Here is a 12687-nt window from a genome sequence, read left to right on the forward strand (position 1 = left end):
TGAGACCCCGCGGCGGTGCGGGTTGCTCGGGCTCAGAGCACCTGCGTCGGACGGAGCCTTTCTGCTGAAAGTTCCTGGCGGAATCCCGGCGGCTTCGGGACCCGCGCGGTGCCGACTGCGCAGGCCCGTAAGCGCCTGCGTTGGCGTGGATCCCCTCGGTTGGGAGTTCCTGTCCGGGTTCTCGGTAGCTCGATTCGTTCGCGGCGGTGCCGGTTACTCGGGTGACCTGGAGGAAGGCTCCTGCTGGCCGAGCATCGCGGCCGCGCAGTTTCCTCCGGAGGAGCAGAGTCCGGCGGCGGCGCAGCCGCCGCCCGTCGAATCGGGGGCGGCCCGTGCTTCCGCGCCTCCCGAGGGGGCCGCGCAGACGGAGCACCCGGATTCGGCCGGAACCGCCGCCGCGGCACGCGCCCCGAGCGCTCCCCCGGCGAGGATCAGTGCCACCGCGCCGACGGTGCCGATTCCCACGATCAGCCAGCTCGTCGCCGCTCCCCCCAGCGCGACCGCGCAGCCACCGGCGATCACGGCCACCGCTCCCCCGGCGAGGATCGGCGGCGCGGCCACCCGGTTGGCGATCCGGAAGGTCTGCTCGTCGCGCAGCGCGGCCGGGGTCCGCACCCCGGCGTAGCGGTTGCGCGGCAACGTGCCGCGCAGTCCGCGCAGCCCGAGGGGCAGGGCGGCCGCGCCGAGCAGGATCACGGCGGCACACACGATGATCAGCAATGCAAGCGCCACCCCGACAGCCTACGACCTCCCCGTGCGGTGACGGGGCACACCGCAGTGCGGGCGTGCCCCGGAGCACACCGGGGCGGTCCCGCGTGCGCTGCGGTCGTCCCGCGGGTCCCGGGCCCGCCTCCGCGACCGCTCCTTCGGCGATCCGCACGCCGCTCGGGGCATCTCCGCGTCCGCGACCACCGCGGCTGTTCCGGGGGCGCGCGCGACTTCGGCTCCCGTGCCCGTCCCGGCCCGCGTACCTGCTTTACCCACCGGTTATGCTGTTGCCGTGGCCATCGCCCGACTTCTTGTCGTGCCGCGCTGAGACGACGTGTCCCTCGGCGCGGCGACCCCTCGTGCCCGACTCGGGACGAGGGGGCCGAGGAGTGCGGACGGGGCGATCGTCGGGCAAGCGGCGCAGCCGCTTTCCGCCACCTACGCGGTCGGCGCCGCCGGGGTTCTCAGTCGCGGGTCTCGCGAGGACGGCCGGCACGGAGCGTAGGTGGTTGCTCGATGTGCCGGCTCCCGCAGCGAGGCCCCGAGTGAGGTTCCCCCAGCCGACCCGCCAAGCAGGTCAGCCCGCGGACTCTTTAGGTTTTCCAGGGGCGGCACACCGATGGGTCGTCCGGAGCGCCGGCCGGTGAGCCCGGGCGACGAACTAGGGAAGGAAACGCACACGATGAGTGGCGCGGAACGGAACTCGCAGGGCACGGAAGGTGCGGGCGACGAGACACCCCCCTTCCGGTACACCGCGCGGATCGCGGGGGAGATCGAGCGGAACTGGCAGCGGCGCTGGGAGGAACTCGGCAGCTATCACGCCGCGAACCCGGTGGGTCCGTTGAGCGGCGAGGACGCGGCCGCGGAGAAGCTGTTCGTCCAGGACATGTTCCCCTACCCCTCGGGAGCCGGGCTGCACGTCGGTCACCCGCTCGGGTTCATCGGCACCGACGTCTACGCGCGCTATCACCGGATGCTGGGGCGCAACGTGCTGCACACGATGGGCTTCGACGCCTTCGGGCTGCCCGCCGAGCAGTACGCGATGCAGACCGGCACGCATCCGCGCACCACGACCGAGAACAACATCGAGCGCTACCTGACGCAGATCCGCAGGCTCGGTCTCGGGCACGACGAGCGGCGCAGGGTCGCCACCACCGACATCGAGTTCTACAAGTGGACCCAGTGGATCTTCCTGCAGATCTTCCACGCCTGGTACGACACCGAGGCCGACCAGGGGCGCGGCCGGGCCCGCCCGATCAGTGAGCTGGAGGCCGAGTTCGCCGCGGGCAAGCGGTCCACCCCGGATGGCACGCCCTGGGAAGAGCTGGACCGCGAGCAGCAACGCCGCATCGTCGACTCGTACCGGCTGGCCTACCTCTCGGAGGCGCCGGTGAACTGGTGCCCCGGTCTGGGGACCGTGGTCGCCAACGAGGAGGTCACCGCCGAGGGGCTCAGCGAGCGCGGCGACTTCCCGGTGTTCCGCCGCAACCTCAAGCAGTGGATGATGCGGATCACCGCCTACGCCGACCGGCTCGTCGACGACCTGGACCGGCTGGAGTGGCCGGACAAGGTCAAGACCATGCAGCGCAACTGGATCGGCCGTTCGCAGGGCGCCGAGGTGTACTTCGGGCTGGACGACCGCGCCGAGCGGATCGAGGTGTTCACCACCAGGCCGGACACCCTGTTCGGCGCGACGTACATGGTGCTCGCCCCGGAGCACCCCCTCGCCGACGAGATCCTGTCCGCCCCGGAGAGGTTCGGCTCCTGGCCGGAGGGCACCGATCAGCGCTGGACCGGCGGTTACTCGGGCCCGGCCGCGGCCGTGGCCGAGTACCGGCGCGCCGCCGAGACGAAGTCCGAACTGGACCGCCAGGAGAACAAGGACAAGACCGGCGTGTTCACCGGGATGCACGCGGTCAACCCGGTCAACGGCGAGCGCGTTCCCGTGTTCGTGGCCGACTACGTGCTGCTGAGCTACGGAACAGGCGCGATCATGGCCGTCCCGGGGCAGGACCAGCGCGACTGGGAGTTCGCCGAGAAGTTCGGGCTGCCGATCGTGCGCACGGTGCAGCCGCCCGCGGACTTCGAGGGCGGCGCCTACACCGGGGACGGGCCCGCGATCAACTCCTCGTCCGGGGCGACCGGGCTCAGCCTCGACGGGCTGGACGTGGACGAGGCGAAGAAGAAGATCACCTCCTGGCTGGAGGAGCACGGCCACGGCAAGGGCAGCGTGCAGTACAAGCTGCGCGACTGGCTGTTCGCGCGGCAGCGCTACTGGGGCGAGCCGTTCCCGGTCGTCTACGACGAGGACGGCATCCCGCTGGGGATGCCCGAGGACCAGCTGCCGGTGGAGCTGCCCGAGGTGGCCGAGTACTCCCCGCGCACCTACGACCCCGACGACGCGGACAGCAGGCCGGAACCGCCGCTGTCCAAGGCCGAGCAGTGGGCCGAGGTGGAGCTGGATCTCGGTGACGGGCTCAAGCACTACCAGCGCGACACCAACGTGATGCCGCAGTGGGCCGGCTCGTGCTGGTATCAGCTGCGCTACATCGATCCGGAGAACCACGAGCGGTTCGTGGACGCGGAGAACGAGCGATACTGGATGGGTCCGCGTCCCGACCGGCACGGCGCGAACGACCCGGGCGGGCTGGACCTCTACGTCGGCGGCGTGGAGCACGCGGTGCTGCACCTGCTGTACGCGCGGTTCTGGCAGAAGGTGCTCTACGACCTCGGGCACGTCTCGGCCGAGGAGCCGTACCGCAGGCTGTACAACCAGGGCTACATCCAGGCCTACGCGTTCACCGACTCGCGCGGGGTCTACGTCCCGGCCGAGGAGGTCGTCGAGCAGGACGGCAGGTACTTCCACGCGGGCGAGGAGGTCAGCCGCGAGTACGGGAAGATGGGCAAGAGCCTCAAGAACTCGGTCTCCCCGGAGGAGATGGCCGATTCCTACGGCGTGGACACGCTGCGGCTCTACGAGATGTCCATGGGCCCGCTGGACTCCTCCCGTCCGTGGGCGACCAAGGACGTGATCGGTTCGCACCGGTTCCTGCAGCGGTTGTGGCGCAACGTCGTCGACGAGCGGACCGGGCAGCCGCGGGTCACCGACGCAGAGCCCGACGAGGACCTGCTGCGCGCGCTGCACAAGACCATCGACAGCGTGCGCTCCGACTACGACAGCCTGCAGTTCAACACGGCCGTGGCCAAGCTGATCGAGCTGAACAACAGGGTCACCAAGGAGTACTCGGGCTCGGTGGGTCCGCCGCGTTCGGTGATGGAGCCGATGGTGCTGCTGGTGGCCCCGCTGACCCCGCACCTGGCCGAGGAGCTGTGGTCCAGGCTCGGCAACGAGGAGAGCCTGGTGCACGGTCCGTTCCCGGTGGCCGACGAGGACTACCTCGTCGAGGACACGCTGGAGTACCCGATCCAGTTCAACGGCAAGGTGCGGTCCAGGATGACGGTGCCCGCCTCGGCCGAGCAGGACGAGCTCCGCGCCACTGCGCTGGCCGACTCCAGGATCCAGGAGCTGCTGGACGGTTCCGAGCCGCGCAAGGTGGTCGTGGTTCCCGGCCGTCTGGTCAACGTGGTCGGCTGACCGCGTCCGCGTCGTGGCTTCCCCGGTAGCCACACATCTTTTTCGGGGCTTCGGTTTCGCGGGCAGGAACCGAAGCCCCGAAAACGTTCCCTGGGAACGATCGGGGCGGGGTACACTGCGTGTCGTTAGCGATTCCCTGTGAAGCTGGGATGGGAAGACCGCAGTGGAACACGACGAGCGGGGCCGTCACCGCGGGCGAGGGAGTCGCGGTCACACCGGCCCCGAGCGCTTTCGGGCCTCCACTCCGGCTGAGCGGGCGCGGAAGCCCGACTGCCCGGATCCGTCCGAGGTCGTGGCCGTCAGTCCACCTGCGCTTCCGTCTCGTTCGGCGAACCGGTGAGGTCCATCCTGGACGCGGCCTTTGATGTCCACTGTGTATTTAGTTTCGATCTTCGCTCAACCCGCTGCGGATCTCGCGCGTCACCGGGGTGGAACACGGAAGAACGAACCGTGCGATCGGCTCCGGGGTCACAGGAGAGCCGATCGCACGGCGAGAGGAGCGAACCGCTTTGCGTACTACGCGTACGAGAACCGGCCTGTCCGGACTGGTGGGAACCGGAATCGCCGCGGCTGCCCTGGTGGTCGGCGCGCCGTTGGCCGCGGCCGCGCCTTCCCAGGACCAGCCTACTCCCCCGCCGATGTCGGAGGAGGAGAAACACCAGGAAGGCACCGACCAGCCGGAGGGGCTGCACGGCACCGCGTATCAGGACGTGATCAAGGGCCGTGGCGGCTACGACGTCATCTTCGGCAAGGCCAACGACGACAGCCTGTTCGGCAACTCCGGCAACGATGTCATCCGGGGCAACTCCGGGGACGACTTCCTGCACGGTGGTCCGGGCGAGGACTACCTCTACGCCGGCCCCGGTGACGACATCGTGATGGCCGACGAGGTCGGTCCCGACGACGAGGCGGACTTGATCGACTGCGGCCCGGGCGTCGACCGGTACAACGCCGATCCAGAGGACGAGGTCGTCAACTGCGAGATCCCCTACGACGGCAGGGGCTGACGCAGGTCGTTGGTTCGTCGTGCCGCTCCGGGGTGCCGGGGCGGCACGACTCGTTTCGGGCGGTGGCCGCTGTTCGACGTTCGTGCGTGGCGCCCTCCCCCGGGACGGTCGTACCGATTCCCCGGGCAGTGTGAACTTTTCGGGACGGTTTCTTCCCGCTCCGCATCAGCGTTGTTGATCTTCTTCGCAGGTGGAGGACGGTCTCGCGTGACGGAATCCGGGAAACCGGCCGCGCGGACGCGTGGCAGGACGACTGCTCGATCGTAGTAGCTCGCTTGTGTCGGACACTTTCCGGTGGCAGGTTCTCCGTGCGTTCGTTGAGCTTCTGTGGGCGCGATTGTCCGCGAACGATATCGGGAGAAACGAGAACTCGGTGGAGAAGAACCTCGTCAAAAACGGTACTTTCGAGAAAAAGTCGCCACCCCAGAACGGGTGGTGGAATTCCGGGGGTGTCCAGGACCAGTACTGGCCCGATCCGTGGGAACCCATATACACCACCAAGAACGGGAACCCGAAATGGGGTGGTTTCGACTACCTCAGCCCGGCCTTCGCCAAACACGACGACAAGTGCCCGGCGGTCGACCTGGGGCAGGAGTTTCAGTCGAACGGCGGGATCAAGCAGACCGTCGACACCGGGAAGGGAAGGAAGTACAGGCTCGTGTTCGACCACGGGCCGAATGCCTGGGGAAACTGCGTGGGGTACCCCAACAATTTCACGGTGAAAATACGGGACAAGAATTCCGGAGAGGTGATAGCTTCCCGCGAGTTCGACGCCGGGAAGACTCCCAAGGATGCCTCGCCCGCGTGGAACAGGGACGCGGAACTCGAGTTCGCGGCGGTGTCGGACAGGACCACGGTCGAGTTTCACGGAAACGACGAATACAGTTGTCAGGCCGGAATCACCGATGTGCGGATGTTCGAGAAGGACGCGGAATCCGGGAACGGCGGGGGGAACGGGAAGAACGACGGAAACGGGAAGGAAAACGGCGAGGAGCACGACAGCGGGAAGGACCACGACAGCGGGAAGGACGAGGGCGGCGGTCCGAACAAGAACACCGCCACCACCGGCGGCAAGTCGGTGACCACCACCGGGGGCGGTCCCCCTCCGAAGCCTCCGTTCAACAACCTCAACGAGATCCTGGAATCCCTGCTCGGAACGGTCACTCAGGCGCTGATGGCCATCGGCGGTTGCCGGTTGGGCAACATCCTGGCCCGGATCCTGGAGGCGCTGGCCAACATCCTGTCCACGATCGGCCAGGGGCCCTGCGAGTGCCACCGGAAGGAGCAGGGCTCGTGCGGTTCCTGCGCGGGGGACGACCAGCAGGGCGGGAAGAACGACCCCGGCAAGGGGAACGAGAAGGAGAAGGCGGCCAGCGGTGAGGGGAGCCGGTGATCCCCGGCGCTTCGGACCTGGTGCGGGCCGCGCTGTCCGGGCTGAGCCGGCCGGGGTGGAAGTCCGGCCGCACGGGCGGAACCCCTCCGGCAGCGCGGGAGAGCACCTCCGGTGAGCACCGCGCGTTGGCCTGGTCGGAACGTCTCTCCGCGGTCAACCACCTGGTTTCCAGCCTGGAGTACCTGAGCAACGGCCGGGACCGCGCCCGGGGCGGGCTGAACAACTGGGAGGTGCTGCGCGAGCGGGACCCGCGCGACCACGAGGCGCTGCGCCGGCTCTACGACGCGGTGGGCGGTGAGCGGGGAACGCGGGCGTTGCACGCGCTGCGGGTCCTCGCGGCGGGTGTGCTGTTGTCCCCGGTTCGCGGGCGCCGGGTGCGGCTGGTGGCCACCGCGCTCACCGCGGGTTCCTCGCGGTTGCTGCACCCGAGGCACCAGTACGGTTCCGACGGTTCGGACCAGTTGGCTTTCCTGGTGCAGACCACCTGCGGACTGGCCCGCGCGGGACAGCGGGACCCGCGTGCGGTGCGCAGCTGCCTGCGTTCGCTGGCCGCGCAGGTGAGTCTGGCCTACCTGGTTTCCGGGGTGGTGAAACTGTCCGGACCGGCCTGGAGGAACGGCGGGGCGCTGCCGGGAGTCCTGCGCACCCGCACCTACGGCGACTCCACGGCCTACGCGTGGTCCACGCTGCTTCCTTCGCTGACGCGGCTGGTCGAGCTCGGTGTGGTGGCTCTCGAGTGCGGTTTCTGCGCGGTCTTCGCCGGGCGGGGGCGTCACGCCGGGGCCCTGTTGGCGGCTGGAACGGTTTTTCACCTGGTCACGGCCAGAGTGATGGGTCTGGGGCGGTTCTTCTGGGCTTTCGTCGGCACGTATCCGGCCGTGTGGTGGGTGGCGCGTTCCGACGACGGGTGGCGCCTGCCGTTCGGCACGGGGGCTTCCGGAGCCTCCGTGCGGCGGAGAGCGGGGCCGCTCGGGATCGCGCTGTCGGTGTGGTTGCTGCTCACACTGCTGTGCCAGCTGCCGTACCGGGCTTTCGACCGGTTGCGGGCGCTGGACCGCTCCGGGTTGTTGATCCCGGACTGGCGGTTCTTCGCCCCGGAACCCGCTCGGCACGACTTCCGCCTCGCTTACCGCTTCGCGGGCCGGGACGGCGCGTGGTCCGCGTGGATGCCGGAGCCCGCGGCGAGGGCACGGAGTGCGGGGCACGCGGTGTGGTTCCCGCGGCGTCGGGAGGACAAGGCGCTGTTCGACGTCTGCTCGGAGCTGCTCGGGGCGGTCGAACACGGCCGGGACGAGCGGTTGACCGAGACGCCGGTTTTCCGGCTGCTGGCGGACCGGGTGCGCAGGAGGATCGCCGAGACCGAGCACATCGGGGCACCGGACGGATTCCGGTTCCGGATCGAGCAGTGCCCCGGCTACGGGTTCGGCGGTGCCCGGACCCGCTACGTCTCGCCGGTGCTCGACGGCGGGGCGCGCGGAGAGGTTTTCGAGGGTTTCCGAGAACGGAGGTAACGAGAATGACTTGGATCGACAGCATCGAGGTCGCGGCGAAGACGGGCAGCGAGGACGAGGCGGTCACCGTGGACAGGCTGTTCCTCGGCATGGCCGGGCGTGAGTTCCGCATGGACGAGCAGCACGTCTTCGGCAACAACGACACGGCGCACGTGGTCTTCGGGCCGACCGGCAACACCGACTCCGCGAAGTGGAACGATCCGCGCAGGCCGCGGCTGGCGATGACCGATCTGGACGTTTTCCCGAGCTACGTCCGGCTGGAGGGCGACGACGGGTGGCTGGTCGAGAGCTTCGTGGTGACCGTCGAGTCCCGCTTCGGGGAGCGCAGGAAGTTCGCCAACCCCAACGTCGAGGGGGAGGGACTCTGGTTGGACGAGCTCTCCGGGAAGTACCTCTACCTGAAGGACGTCAAGGGCGAATGATCTTGATGGTTCGGTGAGTCCGGTCGGTGTGGGGCCCATCGAACCGAGGTACTGGGCCGGGAATTGCTGATGTTTCGTGTGAGACGGGCTTTCCGGAACGAGTCCGGAGTGACCGTCTCGCGCGGAACGGTCCCACCAGCTGCACTCAGGCACCCGGAGCTTTCTCGCGTCGACTTCGGTGCGGGAAAGCTCCTACGCTCCCTCAGGCGAGCGATGCGGCGTTCCCATGCCTCAGCTCTCGGCTCGCCCGCTCCTTCCCGCCTGCCGCATCCACTCGGTCAGTTCGTCGACCCGCTCGCGGGCGGCTTCGAGGCGGCACGAGAGGTTCGCGGCGGTCTCGGGATCGTCGTGGAGCTCCTCGCCGAGGGTTCGTTCGGTTCTGGACAGCAGTTCCCCCAGCGCCGCGCCCACCGGATCCGCCAGTTCCCCCGCCGCGGCGTGCAGCGGTTCCAGTCCCCCGTGCTCGGGCTCGCTCTTCGAGCGCTCCCCCGCCTCGCGGCTGGCCTCGGCTGCCCGGCGCAGCGCTTCGGCGGCGTGCTGGAGGTCCACGGGGTCTTCCCTTCCGTCGCGCTCGGCGGGTTTCGGATCGTGCGGGCGGTCCGGAACAGCGGAACCGCCCTTCCAGCGTGTCCGCGCCGCGTGCGCCGGTCAATCGGCGCGGTCCGCTGTCCGGGGTCGATTCCCCGAAGGTGTGTGCTCCTCCGGGGATCGTGGGACGCGGCGCCAGCACTGCTCGAGGTGTTCCGGCAGCGCCTTCTCGACGACCGTGTCGAGCATGCGCAGGTCCTCCGCCACCGGACGGTGCTCGCTCGGCGCGCCACCGTAGGTGTCGAGCAGCACGTGCGTGGCGCCGAGCTCGGCCAGCCCGTCGAGGTCGCGCCGGATCTGGTCGAGGGTGCCCTGTCCGGCGAGCCTGCTCTCCTCGTCGAGCGGGGTCTCGCTGGTGCGCAGCTGGATGCGCGGGGCGAACTCCGGGACCGGGCGGTGCTGCTCGGCGGCGATCCGGTGCAGCGCGGGGACTCCTTCCCCGCGCAGCCACGCCATCCGCTGGTTGACGGGGTGCCACGCGTCCCCGGCCCGCACGGCGCGGCGCAACGCGGCCTGGCTGAGCCCGCCCACCCAGATCGGCGGGCGGCGTGTCGGCAGCGGGCCGGTGGCCACGTCGGTGAAGGAGACGAACTCGCCCTCGAAGGAGAACTTCTCCTCGGCCCAGGCTCTCCGGACGACCTCCAGGTATTCGTCGGCCATCGCCCCGCGCCGGTGGAAGGGCACTCCGAGGGCGGCGAACTCCGCGCGGGGCCAGCTGATTCCGACGCCGAGCACGAGCCTTCCGCCGCTGAAGCGGTCGATGTTGGCCGCGATTCGGGCGGTGTGCAGCGGGTGCCGGTACGGCAGGACCGCGACGGTGGTGCCGAGTTCGATCCGCTCGGTGCGTCCCGCCAGCCAGGCCAGGGTGGTGAACGGGTCGTAGAAGGGCGCCGGGTAGTGCTCGGCCACATCGGGGGTCACGGCCAGGTGGTCGGAGATCATCGCGGAGTGCAGTCCGCGCTCCTCGGCGAACCGGGCCCAGCGCAGCAGGGAGCCGGGGTCGGTCTCCGCCCCGAAGTTGAGGATGTTCACTCCGAAACGCATGTTTCCCGCTCCTGCTCGTGTGGGGAGATCTAGGCCGAGAGTACGTGAGCCGAGTGGAAGTGACCCTCGTCTCGGGGGATCCGTCCCGGAGTGGTGTGGCGACCCTCCGGCGGCCGCCCGTGACGGCGGGAAGCGTGCTCGAGCGGCAGACTGGTCCCCGTGGAGGTGTCCGGGGGGCCGGCCGGATGCCGGTCGAGTGGCCCGGACTGATGCTTTCCTGCTGTGTTGACGACTGGCGTGGTGCTCGCGGCGCGGCAGCGCCGGGACAACCAGCCGAGCAACTCGCGCCGCCGCGGGGTCTCTCGTGGTGCTCTCGCGAGGACGGTCCCGGCGTTGTGTGGAACCGCTACCCGACGTCGGGACGCCCGCAGCGAGAGCCCGGGAGGGGTTCCGCCGAGTGACCGCCTGTGACAAGGGCGGACGGAAAACTTCGATGGAGGACGTATGCGGGTTCCGAAGGTCCCCGGTGATTTCGACACGATCGAGTTGCGCGGCTTGTTGGACGGCCGCTGGGGCGAGGTTCGGCAACGGGTTCGGGAGGTGTTGGACGCCGAGCAGCTGCCGCCCGGTGACGGGCTGGACACCGAGTCCCACCGCGCCCGCACTTTCGAGCAGCTGGGCAAGCTGGCGGGCAGCGAGATCACCGCGCTCGGTTTTCCCGCTTCGCACGGCGGCGGGGGTGATCGCGGCGGTTCCGTGGTGTCGATGGAGATGCTGGCGGGCAACCTCTCGCTGATGGTCAAGGCCGGTGTTCAGTGGGGGCTGTTCGGTGGTGCGGTCACCGCGCTCGGCACCGAGCGGCACCACGACCGCTACCTGCGGTCCATCATGGACCTGTCGCTGCCCGGATGCTTCGCGATGACCGAGACCGGCCACGGTTCGGACGTGCAGCGGCTGGGGACCACGGCGACCTACGACCCGGAGACGGGCGAGTTCGTGGTGCACACCCCGGACGAGTCCGCGCGCAAGGACTACATCGGCAACGCGGCCAGGGACGGGCGCATGGCCGTGGTGTTCGCCCAGCTGCGCACTCCGGACGCGGAGGGGTCCGCGGAGGGCCACGGGGTGCACGCGCTGCTGGTTCCGATCCGCGACGAGGACGGCGCGCCCGTGCCGGGGGTGGACATCTCGGACTGCGGCCGCAAGGCCGGGCTCAACGGGGTGGACAACGGGCGGATCGTCTTCGACCGGGTGCGGGTTCCGCGTGAGGCGCTGTTGAACCGCTACGGCGACGTTTCCGCCGACGGCACCTACACCAGCCCGATCGACGGGGTGAACAAGCGCTTCTTCACCATGCTCGGCACGCTGATCACCGGCCGGGTGTCGGTGGCGGGAACGGCCGGTGTGGCCACCAAGCTGGCTCTGGAGATCGCGCTGCGCTACGGCGACGTGCGCCGCCAGTTCGAGAACCCGAGCACCGGAGTGGAGACCCCGGTGCTGGACTACCGCGGGCACCAGCGCAAGCTGCTTCCCGCGCTGGCCACCTCCTGCGCGTTGCACTTCGCGCAGGAGGAGCTGGTGAGCACGCTGCACGAGCTGCACACGAACCCGGACAGCGATCCGGACGGGCGGGCGCAGCGCGAGCTGGAGTCCCGCGCGGCCGGGTTGAAGGCGGTGACCACCTGGCACGCCACCCGCACCGTTCAGGCGTGCCGCGAGGCCTGCGGCGGGGCCGGTTACCTGGAGGAGAACCAGCTCTCCACTCTGAAGGCGGACACCGACGTGTTCACCACTTTCGAGGGGGACAACACGGTGCTGCTCCAGCTGGTGGCCAAGGGGTTGCTGACGAACTACCGCGACCGGTTCGACGAGCTGGGCACGCTCGGGATGGCCCGCTACGTGGCGGACCAGTTCGTGGGCACGGTCGTGGAGCGCACCGCGGCGCGGTCGCTGATCCAGCGGCTGGTGGACGCGGCTCCCAACCGGGACGAGGAGGACGTGCTGTTCGACCGGGGCTGGCAGCTGCGGATGTTCGAGGAGCGCGAGCGGCACGTGCTCGACGGGCTGACCCGCAGGATGCGCAGGGCCGGTTCGGGCGATGCCGACCCGTTCGAGGTGTTCAACGACGCGCAGGACCACGTGCTGCGTGCCGCGCGGGTGCACATCGACCGGGTGGTGCTGGAGGCCTTCGTCGCGGGGATCGACCGTTGCGCGGATCCGGCTTCGGCCGGGGTGCTGGAGCGGCTGTGCGATCTGTACGTGCTGTCCAACATCGAGGACGACCGGGCCTGGTTCCTGGAGCACGAGCGGATCAGCGCGAGCAGGGCGAAGTCGGTGACCGAGGCGGTCAACGCGCTGTGCGCGCGGCTGCGCCCGCACGCGGTCGAGCTGGTCGAGGCGTTCGGCGTTCCGCGCCAGTGGTTGACCGCGCCCATCGCGACGGGTGAGCAGCCGGGCACGCGGTGAGGTGGTGTCCGGC

Annotated in this window: 9 protein-coding genes; 6 read left to right on the forward strand and 3 right to left on the reverse strand. The window is 69.7% G+C overall.

Features of this window, described 5'->3' with window-relative positions; translation table 11 throughout:
• Positions 1 to 213: 213 nt before the first annotated feature.
• Positions 214 to 732 carry an SdpI family protein gene (locus FHR84_RS20230; RefSeq protein WP_343075357.1) on the reverse strand — a complete coding sequence of 173 codons (519 nt, stop codon included), beginning with the start codon at positions 730 to 732 and terminating at the stop codon, positions 214 to 216.
• Positions 733 to 1390: 658 nt separating this feature from the next.
• Between FHR84_RS20230 and leuS the strand changes: the two genes are divergently transcribed.
• The 5 genes from leuS (at position 1391) to FHR84_RS20255 (ending at position 8636) form a co-directional block, all read left to right on the forward strand.
• Positions 1391 to 4303, forward strand: coding sequence for a leucine--tRNA ligase (gene leuS / locus FHR84_RS20235; RefSeq protein ID WP_179537118.1), 2913 nt, complete (start codon positions 1391 to 1393; stop codon positions 4301 to 4303).
• 509 nt (positions 4304 to 4812) lie between these two features.
• Positions 4813 to 5310 (forward strand): hypothetical protein, encoded by a 498-nt coding sequence (locus tag FHR84_RS20240; RefSeq protein WP_179537119.1) that lies wholly within the window; start codon positions 4813 to 4815, stop codon positions 5308 to 5310.
• 337 nt (positions 5311 to 5647) lie between these two features.
• On the forward strand, positions 5648 to 6703 hold the full coding sequence (locus FHR84_RS20245; RefSeq protein WP_179537120.1) for a carbohydrate binding domain-containing protein: 1056 nt from the start codon (positions 5648 to 5650) through the stop codon (positions 6701 to 6703).
• A complete protein-coding gene (locus tag FHR84_RS20250) occupies positions 6700 to 8214 on the forward strand; it encodes a hypothetical protein (protein ID WP_179537121.1) in 1515 nt (504 codons plus the stop codon). The genes FHR84_RS20245 and FHR84_RS20250 overlap by 4 nt, the downstream gene beginning before the upstream one ends.
• A 5-nt stretch (positions 8215 to 8219) precedes the next feature.
• The gene (locus tag FHR84_RS20255) at positions 8220 to 8636 is read left to right on the forward strand and encodes a hypothetical protein (protein ID WP_179537122.1); all 417 of its coding nucleotides are present in this window, start codon (positions 8220 to 8222) and stop codon (positions 8634 to 8636) included.
• Between the two features lie 231 nt (positions 8637 to 8867).
• Here the strand turns inward: FHR84_RS20255 and FHR84_RS20260 are convergent, their stop codons facing one another.
• Together FHR84_RS20260 and FHR84_RS20265 are read right to left on the reverse strand one after the other, a co-directional pair.
• Positions 8868 to 9185 (reverse strand): hypothetical protein, encoded by a 318-nt coding sequence (locus FHR84_RS20260; protein WP_179537123.1) that lies wholly within the window; start codon positions 9183 to 9185, stop codon positions 8868 to 8870.
• 99 nt (positions 9186 to 9284) lie between these two features.
• Positions 9285 to 10268: a TIGR03619 family F420-dependent LLM class oxidoreductase gene (locus FHR84_RS20265; protein WP_246300846.1), complete on the reverse strand. Its 984-nt coding sequence runs from the start codon at positions 10266 to 10268 to the stop codon at positions 9285 to 9287.
• A 444-nt stretch (positions 10269 to 10712) separates the two neighbouring features.
• On the opposite strand from FHR84_RS20265, the gene FHR84_RS20270 reads away from it, so the two are divergent.
• On the forward strand, positions 10713 to 12674 hold the full coding sequence (locus FHR84_RS20270) for an acyl-CoA dehydrogenase family protein (RefSeq protein WP_179537124.1): 1962 nt from the start codon (positions 10713 to 10715) through the stop codon (positions 12672 to 12674).
• The last annotated feature ends 13 nt before the right edge of the window (positions 12675 to 12687 follow it).

The sequence above is a fragment of the Actinopolyspora biskrensis genome (genome assembly GCF_013408175.1).
GTDB lineage: Bacteria > Actinomycetota > Actinomycetes > Mycobacteriales > Pseudonocardiaceae > Actinopolyspora > Actinopolyspora biskrensis.

Coding starts and splice junctions, on each gene's coding strand:
- FHR84_RS20265 (WP_246300846.1), bottom strand. CDS start 10,268: ATGCGTTTCGGAGTGAACATCCTCAACTTCGGGGCGGAGACCGACCCC.
- FHR84_RS20270 (WP_179537124.1), top strand. CDS start 10,713: ATGCGGGTTCCGAAGGTCCCCGGTGATTTCGACACGATCGAGTTGCGC.
- FHR84_RS20255 (WP_179537122.1), top strand. CDS start 8,220: ATGACTTGGATCGACAGCATCGAGGTCGCGGCGAAGACGGGCAGCGAG.
- leuS (WP_179537118.1), top strand. CDS start 1,391: ATGAGTGGCGCGGAACGGAACTCGCAGGGCACGGAAGGTGCGGGCGAC.